General features: G+C 36.9%; 11 protein-coding genes. 8 read left to right on the plus strand and 3 right to left on the minus strand.

Going from position 1 to position 16,134, the window contains the following annotated elements; all coding sequences use genetic code 11:
* Position 1: 1 nt before the first annotated feature.
* From AC07N0_RS17570 to AC07N0_RS17585, 4 genes are read left to right on the plus strand one after another with little or no spacing between them, the layout of a single operon-like run.
* Positions 2–1,246, plus strand: a complete 1,245-nt coding sequence (locus AC07N0_RS17570) for a ribulose-bisphosphate carboxylase large subunit family protein (RefSeq protein WP_494590225.1) — start codon at positions 2–4, stop codon at positions 1,244–1,246.
* Position 1,247: 1 nt separating this feature from the next.
* The gene (locus AC07N0_RS17575; protein ID WP_494590226.1) at positions 1,248–2,588 is read left to right on the plus strand and encodes a four-carbon acid sugar kinase family protein; all 1,341 of its coding nucleotides are present in this window, start codon (positions 1,248–1,250) and stop codon (positions 2,586–2,588) included.
* A gap of 26 nt (positions 2,589–2,614) precedes the next feature.
* Positions 2,615–3,274 (plus strand): aspartate/glutamate racemase family protein, encoded by a 660-nt coding sequence (locus AC07N0_RS17580; RefSeq protein WP_494590227.1) that lies wholly within the window; start codon positions 2,615–2,617, stop codon positions 3,272–3,274.
* Positions 3,274–4,560: a bile acid:sodium symporter family protein gene (locus tag AC07N0_RS17585; protein WP_494590228.1), complete on the plus strand. Its 1,287-nt coding sequence runs from the start codon at positions 3,274–3,276 to the stop codon at positions 4,558–4,560. Before AC07N0_RS17580 ends, AC07N0_RS17585 begins: the two co-directional genes overlap by 1 nt.
* A gap of 41 nt (positions 4,561–4,601) precedes the next feature.
* Here AC07N0_RS17585 and AC07N0_RS17590 read toward each other — a convergent pair whose 3' ends face one another.
* Both AC07N0_RS17590 and AC07N0_RS17595 read right to left on the minus strand, forming a co-directional pair.
* A complete protein-coding gene (locus tag AC07N0_RS17590) occupies positions 4,602–6,275 on the minus strand; it encodes a L,D-transpeptidase family protein (protein WP_494590229.1) in 1,674 nt (557 codons plus the stop codon).
* An 81-nt stretch (positions 6,276–6,356) separates the two neighbouring features.
* Positions 6,357–6,986 (minus strand): murein L,D-transpeptidase catalytic domain family protein, encoded by a 630-nt coding sequence (locus tag AC07N0_RS17595; protein ID WP_492803761.1) that lies wholly within the window; start codon positions 6,984–6,986, stop codon positions 6,357–6,359.
* A 412-nt stretch (positions 6,987–7,398) separates the two neighbouring features.
* On the opposite strand from AC07N0_RS17595, the gene AC07N0_RS17600 reads away from it, so the two are divergent.
* From AC07N0_RS17600 to AC07N0_RS17615, 4 genes are all read left to right on the plus strand, one after another.
* Complete coding sequence (locus tag AC07N0_RS17600; RefSeq protein WP_494590230.1) at positions 7,399–8,661, plus strand: YdcF family protein; 1,263 nt, start codon at positions 7,399–7,401, stop codon at positions 8,659–8,661.
* 134 nt (positions 8,662–8,795) lie between these two features.
* Complete coding sequence (locus tag AC07N0_RS17605; RefSeq protein WP_494590231.1) at positions 8,796–9,698, plus strand: hypothetical protein; 903 nt, start codon at positions 8,796–8,798, stop codon at positions 9,696–9,698.
* 38 nt (positions 9,699–9,736) lie between these two features.
* The gene (locus tag AC07N0_RS17610; RefSeq protein ID WP_494590232.1) at positions 9,737–13,057 is read left to right on the plus strand and encodes a SusC/RagA family TonB-linked outer membrane protein; all 3,321 of its coding nucleotides are present in this window, start codon (positions 9,737–9,739) and stop codon (positions 13,055–13,057) included.
* Positions 13,058–13,125: 68 nt separating this feature from the next.
* The gene (locus AC07N0_RS17615) at positions 13,126–14,649 is read left to right on the plus strand and encodes a RagB/SusD family nutrient uptake outer membrane protein (RefSeq protein ID WP_494590233.1); all 1,524 of its coding nucleotides are present in this window, start codon (positions 13,126–13,128) and stop codon (positions 14,647–14,649) included.
* Positions 14,650–14,715: 66 nt separating this feature from the next.
* Here AC07N0_RS17615 and AC07N0_RS17620 read toward each other — a convergent pair whose 3' ends face one another.
* Complete coding sequence (locus AC07N0_RS17620; RefSeq protein WP_494590234.1) at positions 14,716–16,134, minus strand: efflux transporter outer membrane subunit; 1,419 nt, start codon at positions 16,132–16,134, stop codon at positions 14,716–14,718.

Raw genomic sequence — 16,134 nt, forward strand, 5'->3', positions numbered from 1 at the left:
TATGGAAAGAATAACGGCAACATATTTTATAGAAACACCTTTTGCACCAGAGGCCGCTGCAACAGTGTTAGCAGGCGAACAATCGTCTGGCACTTTTACAGCAGTACCGGGTGAAACCGAAGAATTAAAACAAAGATTTGCTGCAAGGGTAGAATCTGTTGAGTTTTTAGAAACGGTTTCAACACCTGCTATTCCTGGGGCTGAAAGTACCACTAATCAATATCATCGTGCCATTGTCAAGGTTTCTTGGTCGATAGAGAATTTTGGATATAATCTTCCCGTATTGATTTCGTCATTACAAGGTAATTTATACGAGATTCGCCAATTTACAGGGTTGAAACTGATGGATATTGATATTCCAGCAAGTTATGCTACCCACTTTTCAGGGCCTAAATTTGGCATAGAAGGCTGTAGAAAATTGACTGGGGTTCAAAATCGCCCATTAATTGGAACCATCATTAAACCTAGTGTTGGATTAACGCCTCAGCAAACGGCAACTTTAGTAGAAACCCTCGCCGATGCGGGTATTGATTTTATCAAAGATGATGAATTACTTTCTTCAACAGTCAATTCGCCTTTTAATGAACGAGTTGACGAGGTAATGAAGGTAATCAACAAGCACGCTGATAAAACGGGCAAGAAAATCATGTACGCTTTCAATATCAGTGGAGAAATAGATGAAATGCTAGCACGCTATGAAAAAGTAGTCAATGCAGGAGGAACCTGTGCAATGATTAGCATCAACAGCGTTGGGATAGCAGGAACTAAAAAGATATGCGACCAAGGTGCTTTGGCGATTCATGGACATAGAAATGGTTGGGGAATGCTGACCAGACATCCATTATTAGGAATAGACTTTACTGCTTATCAAAAGCTTTGGCGTTTGGCTGGCGTTGACCAACTGCATGTTAATGGGATTCAGAATAAATTTTGGGAAAGCGATGATTCAGTTGTTCAATCGATAAAAGCTTGTTTAAAGCCTTTGTTAGGAGGATATTCTGTTTTGCCAGTAGTTTCGTCGGGACAATGGGGTGGACAAGCACCAGAAACTTATCGTCGTACACAAACTACCGATTTGCTATACATGGCAGGAGGGGGAATTTTAGCTCACCCTATGGGGCCAGCTGCTGGCGTAACGGCACTACAACAAGCTTGGCAAGCCGCAGTAGATGGTTTAGGAATTGAAGATGCGACTAAAATATATCCTGAATTTGCTAAATCTGTAGAAAAATTTGGTACAAAATAAGATGGTCAATCATAATTTACTTATAGCATATTACGGTGATGACTTTACAGGCTCGACTGATGCACTAGAATTTTTGAGTAAAGCAGGAGCAAAAACGGCACTATTTATTGATGCGCCAACAGCCACTCAATTGGCTGCTTATACTGATTTGAATGCTATCGGCGTGGCGGGTTTGTCTCGCTCTATGTCGCCTAGCCAAATGGAAGCAACCCTTTTACCAACGTTTTCTGCCTTAAAGCAATTAGGAGTAAAGCACGTACATTATAAAGTTTGTTCTACGTTTGATTCCTCTCCTGAAACGGGAAGCATTGGAAAAGCCATTGACGTAGGAATAGCCGTTTTTCAAAATACCTGTGTGCCGTTATTAGTAGCGGCACCCTCATTAGGGCGATATTGTGCTTTTGGTAATTTGTTTGCTAGAATGGGCATTGGTAGTACAGGGCAAATTTACAGACTCGACCGTCACCCTGCTATGATTAAACACCCTGTAACGCCTGCTGACGAAAGCGATTTGAGGTTACATTTAGCCAAGCAGACTGACAAAAAAATAGGATTGTTGGATATTCTTCAAGTAGCTAAACCTTTTCAAGAACTATCAGAAAGTTTAGCAAAACTGATAGATGAAGAAGCCAAGGTGGTATTGATTGATGCCATGTATGAAGACCAATTTTTGAATATCGGTCGACTAATAGATGAATTAGCTGAAAAAGAACAGCCGTTATTTTCAGTAGGTTCATCGGGTGTAGAAATGGCCTTAGGTAAGTACTGGAACGAAACTCAAACGTCGAAAGCTGTTACTTCATGGCAGGCATTAGAAAAAGCTGACCCACTATTAGTAATTGCAGGAAGTTGTTCGCCTGTTACATCCAGACAAATTTCTTGGGCTTTAGAACATGGGTTTAAAGAGATTATCATTGATGCTCAGTCCATTTGTAATGGTGAAATCGATGCTTTACGAATTGAAGAATATATTAAAAGAGCAATAGATGTCGCTCAACAAGGACAACATCTTATTGTGCATACGAATGGAAGTAAAGAGAATATAATTACAACATTGTCTTCAGAAAAATTAGGGAAAGCCTTAGGCTTAATTGCCAAAAAAGTAGTGGAATCTACTAATGTCAGGAGAGTAGTAGTTGCAGGAGGAGATACTTCTAGCTACGCAGCCAGAGCCATGGAAATAGAAGCGGTAGAAATGATTGCTCCTTTAGTCGCGGGAGCACCCTTATGCAAAGCTCGTTCTACAAATCCTTTGATTAATGATATAGAAGTCAACTTTAAGGGAGGACAGGTAGGTGATGAACGATACTTCGGTATTTTATTAGAGGGTAAATTATCATGAATAGCTAATTATAAAATAAAATAAAAATGCAAGCAAAAACATTAAGTCTTATACATACTTCGGCAACATTGGTGCCTATTTTTCAACAACTTTGTAATGAATACTTGCCAGGTATTCAGGTATTTAATATTGTAGATGATAGCTTAATTAAAAACGTTATTAAGCATGGAGAACTCAGACCAGATGTTGCTAGAAGAGTGGTTGACTATGTAGGTTCAGCTGAAGCATCAGGGGCAGATTTTATCATGGTTACTTGTTCTTCCATTGGCTCGGCTGTTGAAGCTTCTGCTGCCTTGACGGGTATTCCAGTATTGAGAGTTGACCAACCAATGGCTGATTTGGCGGTTCAAACTGGGAAAAAGATAGGCGTAATAGCTACGTTACCAACTACATTAGGGCCAACTAGTGATTTAGTAGTGCGTCGTGCTCAAAAAGCAGGAAAGGAAATAGAATTAGTTTCAATATTATGTGAAGGAGCTTTTGAAGCATTGATGAGCGGAGATGCAACAAAGCACGACGAGATTGTTGCGAAAGCCTTGAAAGAGTTAGTTACTCAAGTAGATGTTATTTTGCTAGCGCAAGCTTCAATGGCAAGGGTAGTAGATACGTTAGACGAAGCAGATAAAAAAGTACCTATCTTGGCAAGTCCAATCATTGCTGTTCAACACCTTGCTACTATTCTTTGATGATGAAAAATATCCAGCAATTTCTTTTAGGAATCAGTGCCATTGCTCTGTTGGTTTTGGTATATACGTTTATACAAGAAAATTCAGCTATCAGCAAAGTAGCCCTTGTAGTGGCTGTGCTGAGTTTTACACTAGGAATGGGAAGCATTTCCGCTTTAAAAAGTTATCAGTATACGGCATGGATTATCGTCGCTGTAGTAGCAGGAATGGTTTATCCTGCTGCCTTCACACACTGGGGAACGATAGATTTAAGAAACAAATGGCTTATACTTATCATCATTCAATTTGTAATGTTCGGGATGGGCATTCAGATGAGTATTCGTGATTTTTCTGGATTGGCTTCTACTGGCAAAGGGGTGGCGATTGGTTTACTTTGTCATTTTTCCATCATGCCTTTTATGGGTTGGTTACTTACCAAAGTCTTTGATTTTGAACCAGAAATTGCTGCTGGAATTATTTTAATTGGTTCATGTTCAAGTGGGTTAGCATCCAATGTGATGGTTTATTTAGCCAAGGCAAATTTGGTTTTATCGGTGGTAGTAACGGCAATGGCTACTTTGGCTGCTCCGTTTTTGACGCCCTTAATTATGAAACTATTAGCAGGAACTCTAATAGAAATTCATTTTATCAATATGATGATGGAAATCATCAAAATCGTTATTGTCCCTATTAGTGCAGCTTTATTACATGATTACTTAAAAACGGCTTCACCTCAAGGGAAGAAAAATGTAAATATCCTTGTGGTAATTGCCTCACTTTGGTTAATTGCTTTACCCTTTGGACTGTGGCATTTTTTAGTAACCTCACAGCTTTCTCCTGAAATTATTCAATCTTTAGAAGTGCTAAGTTTCTTGTTGGCGGCGATATTAGTCGGAGTCTTGTATCATCAAGCGGCTAATTATTTTCCAAAGCTTGATACCATGATGCCTTATATTTCTATGTTTGGGATTATCTATTTTACTACAGTAACCACGGCAGCAGGGAGAGAAAACCTGATGAAAGTAGGAGTCTTACTTTTTATCAGTTCCGTGATTCATAATGCTTCTGGGTATTTCTTTGGTTATTGGTTAAGTCGCTTGTTTGGATTAGATAAAAATTCATCAAGAACAATTGCTTTTGAAGTAGGCTTACAAAATGGTGGAATGGCCTCTGGCTTAGCAGGGGGGATGGGTAAACTCGGAACTGTTGGCTTGCCAGCAGCCGTTTTTAGCCCGTGGATGAATATATCAGGCTCAATTTTAGCTAATTACTGGCGAAAGAAAAGTGTAGAGAATGAACAGGTATAAAAAAACAAAATCCCTTAAAATATTTTAAGGGATTTTGTTTGCTAACTATCTCCAAAAATTTCTTTTGAAAGCTTGGCATCCAAGCCATATAAATCTTTTCTAAAATTGATTTGTCCAGTATTATCTACCCACGAAGTAAAATAAACAATATAAACAGGAACCATCGGGCTGACTTTAATACCATATTCCTTATCGGTTTTCAATATCTTATCCACTCTCTCTTTATTCCAAGCCTTATCATTTCTTAATAAATAAAGAGCTAATCTATTCGGCTGTGATATGCGAATACAGCCATGGCTAAACGCTCTTTTAGGTTGATTGAATAATCCTTTTGAAGGAGTATCATGCAAATAGATATTAAAATTATTAGGGAATAAAAACTTTATTTTACCAAGGGCATTATCATCTCCAGGTAGTTGTCTGAAATTAAAAGGAACGTTTCCTTCGTAGTTCCGCCAATTAATTGAATTGGGATTAACTACCTTATTGCCGGAAAGTACTTCTATATGATTTCTGGATAAATACGAGGTATTTTGCTTTAACTTAGGCAAGATTTCATTACGAACGATGCTAGTCGGAACCCCCCAATAAGGATTTAATACAATTTGGGATAAATTACCTTTAAAAATACTGGTTTGGCTAGCTGTTTTACCTACCACCACATTCATCTCCCAAACTTGTCTCCCTTTTTCAATGACATGGAGTTTATATTCTGGAATATTAATCAACAAATTATCACTTTCAATTTCTACAGGCACCCATCTTAGGCGTTCCATATTAATCATGATTTGTCTGATTCTAACATCAATGCTTTGATTAAGTTCTTTAAGAGTAGCAAGGTCAACTTTTGCTGTTATCGGCAATCCCATTCTGCGCTGAAATCTTTTTACAGCATACGCCAAGGAATCCGTATATAACGTAGTTTTATCATTTGTTCTTAGGTCGCTTGTCAAAAATAGATGCTCTTTGATATTTACGACACAAGAGTCGCTATCACCTACCGCTATTTTCTTTTTACTAGTAACGACGCTTTTCCAACCACCATTTTTTTGAATCACTCTATATTGTTTAAGCTTATCTTTCAAACGTAAATAATATTGATTCACAGGTTCTTGAATTGTTTCACCTTTAGCCAGCGAAACCAGTGAGTCAAGCAATACTTGATAGTTTTTCTTTTTTCTAGGGATAAACCATTCAAGGTCGTATGGACTTTTATTGATACCTCCATAAGCCTTTTCGGCAAACCTAAAAAAAGTGGACGTTAGTAATAACTCTAGCTGTTGGACTTGACTTTTTTGAGCAAGAAATCCCTTTTCATCAGCTTGAAAGGCCAATATTAGCTCTTCCATCTGTCTGTTATCAAGACTATTATCCGCGAAATCTTTTTGGTAGTTCTGTAATTGATTATAAAAGGTAGAGACTGAATGCGACAAGCCGTTATTATTAATCCATGCTAATTGATAATTACGTCGTGCATAAAATTCATTAATCTCCTCTTTGATGGTATCTGACACAGAAAATGTTTTGAGGAAAGCCGTTATGGAAGCAGAATCTAATAATAAATCATTATAGTTCTGTGACTGGTAAATGCTTGAATCTGGTAGAAGGCCTCTATTTTTCTTTTTTCTTTTATTACATCCTTCCATTATGACAAGGAATAATAAAGTACCAAACAAGACTAAAAATAACAGATATGTAATTTTAGTTTTTTGCATAGGAGTATAAGATTAGAGGTTGATGAATAGTAGATTGCTAACCAGTTAGCAATCTACTATTTATAAATATGAACAAACTTGTTAACTATGAATATATAGTAAACTTCCATTTGCCAATACTGGCACCACCTTAGGGATTAAATCGTTTGGCAATGCTGGACAGCCGAAGCTTCGTCCCAGACGACCAAATTGATGAACAAATGAAGGACTTACGTACGATGCTCCATGAATAATAATTTCTCTTCTTCGAGCATTATCGTTGATTCCTTTTTGTAAACCATGTAATAACAATGCCATACCATGTTTTGGACTAGTAATTCTACTGCCAACCAAATAAAAGCCCAAACTACTTTGATGGGAGTCTATTTTATTTGAAAATAAATGAGCAATGTTATCACCTGATTTTTTCCCGTGTGCTACTAAGGAAGAAAAAAGCAATTTCTTTTTTGCTAAGTCAATCACAAAAAAGCGTTCCACATTGGATGGTAGAGAAAAATCTACAATGGTAACGATGGGTTTTGAAGGGTGAAAAGTATGGACGCCTTCAACGGATTCTTTAAAAGCATTGTAGCTAACAACACCATTAAGCTGGCAATCAAGATATAGGGTTTGGGTTTCATCTACTACTGCGATAGCTTTCGCTTTGTGCTCTGAAGGAGTTGCTAAACAAAGGTTTAGCAGAAGAGCAATTACTTGAAAAGTGAATGTCATATTGATAATTTCCTTGAGTTTTGTTTTTTATATTAACAACAAATGCACCATTAACATTGCAAATTTTCTAAATATTTTTAAAAAAAGTCATTACTAACCACTTGAATACGAAGGATTTGCACAGATACATTAATTAGTGCAAATTAATCATAAAATGATTCAAAAATTATATTTTTATTAACAAACAGATATTATTATAATTATTTTCAGGTTAAACAGCCAATGTACTTTTGCAACATAAAAGTGCTTCACAATGATGACATTTTTCAATAACACCTTCCGACGTTAAGTGTGCAACGCTTTAAACAGTATGCCTTGCAGAAGACAACTTCATTAATAACACTATTATCTAAAACTTAAATAAGTAGTCTCTTTTTCAGAAGAAATGCTTATTTATATAAATATCAAATTGATGAAAAAAATATACAGTTTAGTCTTTTTTGGACTATTATTTTGTAGCGATCATGCATTAAAAGCCCAAAATGCGCAAGCAAATTATACGTTGATGCATGGAAAAAGCTTTGTTCAATCAAAAAATTATTACCTCTTAACACTTTTCCAAAATCTTCCTGAGGTAAAACAATTGTTGAGTAAAGATGCTACTTTACAGAAAATCGCTCAGCAAAAGCTAAATACTTTGAGTGAAGCTTCTAAGCAATGCCAAAATAAATTCCTTTGCTTGAGCGAAAGTATGAAATTAAGTGAAGCTGATATTCAGGAAGTTAGTAGCCGTTTAGGCGTATTGTATAATGATAATAACGCTTTGGGGAAGTTGGTGTTCAATCATTTAATTCCTTCGGGTACTTATATTTTATCACAAAAGCTTTCTGCTAAAGAACAACTTATTAAGGCGTGGGAGCAAGATGCACATGGAATCAATTTTACGATTGGAGTTTACGTAGAAGGACAAAAGCCAAACTATCCAGCGATTGATTCTATCAGTTTTAAGATTAGCCATAAAAGCTATCCTCAATTAGTTGGCGATTTACACACAACTGTTCAGGAAGAAAGTAAAAAAGCAACTTTGTTTTTCGAGCCTTCCTTAACCGCCGCTTTACTTGCCTTAGAAATCAATGAACGTGAACAAGTGGCGGATTATGAACCAATGGCTTCTACAGTAAACAAATTAGCAGTTGAGCGCATCAAGACAATTAACTGGAAAGCGTATCAATATGCATTAATTCTAGTACCTGGTGCAGGCCCCGAAGAACCCAAAGTTGCTTTGAGTGCTGAGGGAATGTTGCGTTGTAGAGTAGCGGCTTTGCGTTATTTTGAAGGATTAGCACCCTTGATTGTCGTTTCTGGGGGTAATGTTCACCCTTATAAAACTCCTTATAACGAAGCCATAGAAATGAGAAAGTTTATGGTTGAGAAGCTCCATGTTCCAGCCAATGCCGTGATTGTAGAGCCTCATGCACGCCATACTACCACCAATATGCGTAATACAGCTCGTTTGATTTTCCGTTATGGCATTCCTTTCGATAAAGCTTGTATTACTTCTACCTCAAAATCACAAAGTATGTATATCCAAGAATTGAATTTGGATAAACGTTGTGAAAAAGAATTAAATCATGTGCCTTATCGAAAAGGCAAACGTTTATCAGCAACAGAAGCTGAATTTTACCCGCTTATCGAAGCCTTGCAAATTAACCCATTAGAACCCCTTGACCCATAATATTTAATTGTGAGTTAGTGATTGAGTGAGTTGTGCATTATACGTTAATGTACAAAAGATATTTTTTATAAAAACATTTAATCAATTATAACTCACTCATTCACAATTCACTAACTCACAATTACTATCACATCATGAAAAGAAAGAAAACCATCATTGAAATGAGTGGGCTGATACTCTCTGGTATTTTGAGCTTTTGTTTTTTATCACTCAAAACTTTGCCTAAAGATATTCAGCTAACATTAGCAAAAGAGTTTACGGTAGATTCACTTGGTGCTGGACAAGGCATCAGCATACAAAATGAGAAAGCATTTATTTATGGCGACCGTGAAGTAGGGATGATTCGTGAATATGTATTACACAATGATTCACTGGCTTATACAGGTAAAGAAATAAAATTAAGCTTAGCAGGTAAGGACGTTATCAATCATCCTACAGGCATCGCTTTTCATAAAGACCAGCCAACTTTTATTGGTAATAGCATTCGGCTGAATCCTGAAGGTACACTATGGAAAGCTGTAATTTACTTTGTGGATTGGGAAGGCTTGCAAAAAACAAAAACATTGGATGGTAATCTATTGAATACTATCGACGACGATGCTTGTATTCAAGGAACTCGACCAGAATATGTGCAATACAAAAACAAATGGTTTGTAGCTACAGCCGATTATGGCAACAAAAAAAATGAGGTACGTTTATACAATCCGTTAGCACTGAAAACAGCCAAAAAAACTTCTGAAAAGGGTGTACTTTATAAGAAATTTACTTGTAGCCCTTTTGTTCAAAACTTGCTGTGGGTACCCGAAAAAAAAGTGTTGGTATTAATTCAAAATCAAATAGAAGGTCGTCGTTGGAGATTCTCTTTCTTGGATTTCGAAAAGTCTTTAGAAAGTGGTCATGAAGTAGTATTAAAAGTAATAGATGTAGATAAAGCTGACGAGCTAGAAGGCTTCTCATTAACTAAAAATCTCCAAAAGGGGATAGCTGTTACTTCTTCTCGTAAAGCAAATGTGCATCTGACAAGTTTAAAATGGTAAGAATATAATCCTAGTTTCCAATTAATAATCAATTTAAAATGCAAAAACAACTACAAAAGCAGATGTGGCTAAGAGTCCTGCTGTTAATTGTAATGGCTGGTTCTCAAGTAATTGGGGCGGTAAAAGCAAATGCTTTTACACAGCAGAGACAAATGGCGGTACCTGTAACAGGAACCGTGACGAATGAAATAGGGCAAGCGATGCCAGGCGTAAACGTTTTTGATAAAACGGCAAAAAAAGGAACAGTTACAGATGCTAATGGTAAATATTCAATTACAGCGAACGAAGGAACAACGTTGGTATTCTCTTTTGTAGGCTACGAATCAAAAGAAATACTTGTTGGAAAATCGGCTGTAATCAATGTTAAGTTGACCGAGAATTCACAAGAGTTACAAGAAGTAGTAGCCATTGGTTATTCAACAGTGCGTAAAGGTGACGTAACAGGAGCAATTTCTAGCGTAAAGGCTAAAGAATTAAACCTTAGTACGCCAACTGTTGGTCAGGCTTTAGTAGGGAAAGTAGCAGGGGTACAAGTATCACAAGTGAGCGGTGCACCGTATGTAAGCACCAAAATTCGTGTCCGTGGGGTAGGGTCAATCAATGCGAGTTCTGACCCCCTTTATGTAGTAGATGGCTATCCTGTAGGAAATGACTTATTCATCAATCCAAACGATATCGAGTCAATCGACATTTTAAAAGATGCTGCTTCTGCTGCGATTTATGGTTCAAGAGCTTCAGGCGGTGTAGTGCTGATTACTACCAAAAGAGGAAAAGAAGGCACAGGTCAGTTTCAGTATGATGTACAGTATGGTCTGAATCAGTTAAGTAAAAAAGTAGATTTGTTGAACTCAGAACAATTTGCACAATTATTAATTGATGGTCATAATAATACTTATCGTGATTTAATCGTGAACTCAGGAAAAGTATGGTCAGATGCGATGTTCTCTGATGATAATGCTACCAGAGTTGCTAAAGTAGGAAATGCTTCTTCGGTAAGTATTCCTGAAGAATTCTATAATTTTGGTACACAAACATTGATTAAACCAAAGATTGATACTGATTGGCAGAATGAGCTTTATCAGACATCGCTAGCACAACGTCATAATTTATCTTTCTCGGGTGGAAATAGTTCAACACGTTATGCCATCAGTGGTGGTTATCTAAATCAGCCCGGTATTATTAAAAGTACGAAGCAGGAACGCATTAATTTTCGTGCCAATATTGACGGACAAGTAAGCAAAAAATTAAGAGTAGCAGGGAACTTAGCGGTTACTTCAAATGAAAACCGTGAAGTACAAGAAGGACGTTTCAACCAAGGCCCAATTCTTGGAGCTTTAATTTATATGCCATTTTTTGCTGCTTATAACGAAGATGGTAGCTTAAAGAAAAATGAGGCGGCCGCTAAATCTGCGTTGTATGCTTACCAATCGGTAGAAAACCCTGTAGCGTTGGCAACTGAAACCCATATTTCTCGTAAAGGCGTTCGTGGTACTTTTAGTGGAAATGCTACGTATGAAATTGTACCAAGCTTATTTGCTAAAGTAAATGTAGGCTTGCAGACTTATAATGAAAAATATGAATTCTATTTGCCGACCTCTTTGAGTAATGGTGCTAATGCTCCAGGGTCTCCGCAATCTATTGCTGCTGCTAACGCTGTTGCTCAGACTAGATCTGAAATGGATAAATTGGCAGAGTTTACCTTGAATTATAATGGTAAATTCGGAAATCATACTATTAATGCTTTGGCTGGTTATACTGCTCAAGAGCTTGATATTGATGTGATTAGCGTAACTGCTAAAGGTTTTCAGAATGATAGAATTGAAGAGATTACAGGAAAAGGGGCTGATGCTACCTTATTTACCTTGAATAGTAACACAGGTAAATCAACAGCTACTTTACTTTCGTATTTAGCACGTGTGGCTTATAATTATAAAGATAGATATTTCTTAACGGCTTCTTTTAGACGTGACGCTTCTTCTCGTTTTGGTCCTTTGAATCGTTGGGGTAATTTCCCTTCTGTTTCAGCTAGCTGGAATCTTTCTCAAGAACCTTTCTATGCGGATAGATTCGGAGAGCAAACTTCTGTGAAAGTACGTGCTAGCTGGGGATTAAGTGGTAACAATAATATTGGTAACTATAATTATTTACAGACGATGTCTAGCCCCACAGGAGTCGTTTTTGGCAATGGAACGATACAGTCTGCTGTTTATGCAAATACGATTCGCGACCAACGCTTAGGGTGGGAGTCTACTTCTCAGTTCAACTTTGGTACAGACATCGGTTTATTCAATAATCGTGTTTTTGTAATGGCTAACTATTATATCAGCCAGTCATCAGATTTATTGTTTAATCAACCCGTTTCTGCGATTTCTGGTGCTGCAACGATGTTAACAAATCTAAGAAACTCTAAAGTACAGAATAAAGGGTTAGACTTGCAGATTGACACACGTATCATACAGAACAGCGATTTAAGAGTTAATTTAAGCGGTAATATCTCAATTAACCGTAATGAGGTATTAGACCTTGGTGGTGCTAACACGATTATTACTAATGGTGCTGAGCGTTCGTATTTAACACACATCACTATGCAAGGCCAGCCAATAGGTATGTTCTACGGTTTTAAGGTAAAAGGAATGGTTCGCCAGTCGGACATGGATAATTTAGCGGCTGATAACTTAGTGTATAATACGGCTACACAGTCTTTCCCAGCAGGGTATAAAATCAAAGGTCCTGCTCGCTCAACTGCATCCAGCAATACTTTAAAGCCAGGGGATATTTATTTTGAAGATGTAAATGGTGATGGAGTAGTAAACGATTTAGATAAAACGGTTATTGGTACGCCTTACGCCAAATTTACTTATGGCTTTGCGTTATCAGCAACCTATAAAAACTTTGATTTAAGTTCATCTTTCAATGGGTCTTATGGTAATCAAGTATTAGACGGACAAGATTACTATGTTTATAACATGGAAGGTTCTGGTAATCAATATGCTTCGGTAGCAAATCGTTATCGTTCAGAAACAGAACCTGGAGATGGTTCGGTATATCGTGCTTCTCGTGGTGGTACACAAAGTAATAGTACTCGTCTTTCAAGTTTCTATTTACAAGATGGCTCTTTCTTACGTTGTACTAACCTTACCTTAGGATTTACTTTGCCAACCCAATGGTTAGGAAAACAAAAATCAGTATCGAATGCTAGAATTTATGTAGGAGTGGATAATGCATTTACCATCACTAAATACAAAGGCTATAACCCAGAAGTTGATTATAACGACGGAGCGAATCTTACACCAGGTGTTGATTACGGAAAATATCCTTTGATGAGAGCTTATAATATAGGTGCAAAATTGACATTCTAAATTGATTTTCAAGGGAAAGAAATCTCTTGTGATTCTTTCTTGAAAATCACCTTAACGATATTAAAACAATGATAAAGAAACTAATAGTATTACTTGTAATGGCGACAGCCCTTGCAAGTTGTAGTGATGATTTTGTCCTACAAACAGACCCTAACTCTGTAGCGGCTTCTGATTATTTTCGTACAGAAAATGATGTGCTTCAAGCAGTCAATGGTGTGTACCAATCGCTTCGTAGCTCAAATAACATTGGTGAAAACAGCGGACTTTATACCGACGAACGTTCGGATGATGCTGGTAGAAATGATAACCAGTCGAATGCAGGGGAGCCTTTTCAGTTCAATGATTTTTCTATTTTGCCAAGTAACACGTATTTAAAAAGCCATTGGTTGTCGTTATATCAAACAATTGTACGCTGTAATCAGGTTACTTCAAATATTGATAAAGTAACTTTTACTACTGTTGCCAATAAAGATATTTATAATGCAGAAGTAAAGTTTGTTCGTGCGATGATTTACTTTCATTTAGTAAGAAAATGGGGTGATGTACCTTTGGTTACTAAAGAACTAAATTCTGAAGAGATTGTTGCTAATACTTTCCGTGAGAAAAAAGAAAAAGTATATGAACAAATTATTGCAGATTTGAAAGAAGCTGTAGCAAGTGGATTGCCTAATCAACAGCCACTTACGGGTAAAGGAAGAGTGTCAAAAGCAGCAGCGAACGCTTTATTGGGGCAGGTGTACTTAACAATGGCTACCACTTTAGACCAAGCTAACCGTGCTAGTAATTTAGCTAATGCAAAAGCGTATTTAACAACAGCTTATAACATGAGAGCCTTTACGGATTTAAAGGAAATACCTTATGTTGATGTTTTTGATGTAAATAAAAAATCAACTAATCCAGAAATCATTTTCCAGATTGTTTATAAGCAAGGCGACGTAACGTATTCGTCATCTATTGCGGCAAATAATCAAGCAAAAGGGGAAACAATTAATTCGTTGAAACCAAGTAGCGGTGTAGGTGGAAATGTAAAACTTGATTTAGTAAAAGAATACGAAACCAATGATTTACGGAAGGATTTTTCTATCAAATATGCTAATGATGCTACTGTAAAAGATTGGTATATTACTAAATTCAGAGATGCTAGTGCGGCAGCTACGGCCAACGGCTATGGCGGAAACGACTGGCCAATTATCAGGTATGCTGATGTAATTTTAATGTTATCAGAAGTAAGTATGTATTTAGGTGAAGAAGCGAATGCGATTAAATACTTAAACCAAGTACGAGAAAGAGCCAAAATGCCTACTTATGAAGTAATGAAAAACGATACTGATTACGTTAAGAGATACCCGACGTTAAAATTGGCAATTCTTCACGAACGTCGTGTTGAATTGGCGTTTGAACATCATCGTTGGTTTGATTTACTTCGTTTCTTTACAGCGACCGAATTGGTTTCCTATATCCAAAGCAAAGCTCAAGCAGACTATGGAACGGCTAAAGTGTCTAACTTTGGTTTGAAGGATTATTTATTCCCAATTCCTGCTGACGAATACAAATTAAATCCAGTGAAAATGTATCAGAATACTGGATATTAGATAATAACAAAATAGCTCAGCCACATGGCTGAGCTGTTTTGTTTAAATACAAATCGTAAATGCTACTTATTTCCAACCACCACCTAACGACCTATATAAATCTACATCTGCTTCTAGTCTGGCTTTTTTCAAGGAAACCAATTCTAATTCACTTTGTAGTAAATTACTTTGGGCTGTAATTACTTCTAAATAATTAGCCATGCCACTTTTAAACAGCATATCTGCATTGCCGATGGCTTCTTGTAAAGTTTTTACTCTTAATGAAAGCTTCGTGTTTTGCTCTTCTATTTTTTGTATTTTAATCAACGCATCCGAAACTTCTTCTGTAGCAATTAAAACAGATTGACGGAAACCAATTACTGCTTTTTCTCGTTGAACTTTCGCAATTTCATACTGCGTACTAAGTCTTTTGCCATTTAATAAAGGTTGGGTAATTCCGCCAGCCACCACTCCGAACAGTGAAGTAGGAAGTGAAAACCAATTACTTGCTTCAAAAGCATTTAAGCCACCAGTGGCAGTAATCGTTAGTGAAGGATATAAACTAGCTTTTGTGATACCTACTTTTGCATTGGCTTCCTGCAATATCAATTCTGCATTTTTGACATCTGGTCTTCTTCCAACCAAGGCAGACGGCACACCTACTGAAAGTTGGTTTTTAGATTCAATCGCACTCAACATCACTTTGCGTTCAACTACTTTTGGAAAACCTCCCGTTAATACACTCAACGCATTTTCTTGAATAACGATGTTCTGTTCTAACAAAGGAATCAATTGTGCAGCCACTAGTCTTTGAGCTTCGGCTTGTTGTTTGGCTAATAATGAAACGTGTCCTGATTCAAACTGCAGATTAATCATAAAAAAAGTTTTATCACTTAATTCCAGATTTTTTCTAGCAATTTCCACTTGGGCATCCAACATCAACAAAGTATAAAAACCCTTTGAAACAGCGGTTACGATAGTGGTTTGCAAAGCCTTTTTGGCTTCCTCTGACTGAGCATATTGTGCGAGAGTGGTTTTCGTTTGATTACGAATTTTGCCCCAGATGTCTGCTTCCCAAGATAAACTTGCAGCCGCAGTAAAGTCTTCTATATGTTCCTTTTTCAAAAATTGATTCAAACTAATGCCATTCAAACTGTTGTTGGAAGGATTGGTAGAGTTTGAAGTAATTTGAAGATTCAGATTAGGAATATTATTAAACTTAGACTGCTTTAGTTGTAACTGAGCGATGTCGATATTTTTTTGAGCAACCAATAAATCATTATTACGATGAATGGCACTATCAATTAGTTTTTGTAAGGTATTTTCTGTAAAAAATGCTCTCCAATTTAAATCTGCCACACTAGTAGTACTATCTTGAATACTTACATCTCTGAAAGTAACAGGAATTGCGTCTTCGGGGATTTTAACATCTTTTGAAACCTTGCAGGAAATGATACCTGTCGATAATAAAAGCATTATCGACAAGATTTTTATATGATTTTTCAT

This window comes from Arcicella sp. GW821-FHT09D11 (assembly GCF_059416265.1).

Excerpts from the sequence above, each read along its gene's own strand:
- AC07N0_RS17570 (WP_494590225.1), top strand. The coding sequence starts at position 2 with ATGGAAAGAATAACGGCAACATATTTTATAGAAACACCTTTTGCACCA.
- AC07N0_RS17575 (WP_494590226.1), top strand. The coding sequence starts at position 1,248 with ATGGTCAATCATAATTTACTTATAGCATATTACGGTGATGACTTTACA.
- AC07N0_RS17580 (WP_494590227.1), top strand. The coding sequence starts at position 2,615 with ATGCAAGCAAAAACATTAAGTCTTATACATACTTCGGCAACATTGGTG.
- AC07N0_RS17585 (WP_494590228.1), top strand. The coding sequence starts at position 3,274 with ATGATGAAAAATATCCAGCAATTTCTTTTAGGAATCAGTGCCATTGCT.
- AC07N0_RS17590 (WP_494590229.1), bottom strand. The coding sequence starts at position 6,275 with ATGCAAAAAACTAAAATTACATATCTGTTATTTTTAGTCTTGTTTGGT.
- AC07N0_RS17595 (WP_492803761.1), bottom strand. The coding sequence starts at position 6,986 with ATGACATTCACTTTTCAAGTAATTGCTCTTCTGCTAAACCTTTGTTTA.
- AC07N0_RS17600 (WP_494590230.1), top strand. The coding sequence starts at position 7,399 with ATGAAAAAAATATACAGTTTAGTCTTTTTTGGACTATTATTTTGTAGC.
- AC07N0_RS17605 (WP_494590231.1), top strand. The coding sequence starts at position 8,796 with ATGAAAAGAAAGAAAACCATCATTGAAATGAGTGGGCTGATACTCTCT.
- AC07N0_RS17610 (WP_494590232.1), top strand. The coding sequence starts at position 9,737 with ATGCAAAAACAACTACAAAAGCAGATGTGGCTAAGAGTCCTGCTGTTA.
- AC07N0_RS17615 (WP_494590233.1), top strand. The coding sequence starts at position 13,126 with ATGATAAAGAAACTAATAGTATTACTTGTAATGGCGACAGCCCTTGCA.
- AC07N0_RS17620 (WP_494590234.1), bottom strand. The coding sequence starts at position 16,134 with ATGAAAAATCATATAAAAATCTTGTCGATAATGCTTTTATTATCGACA.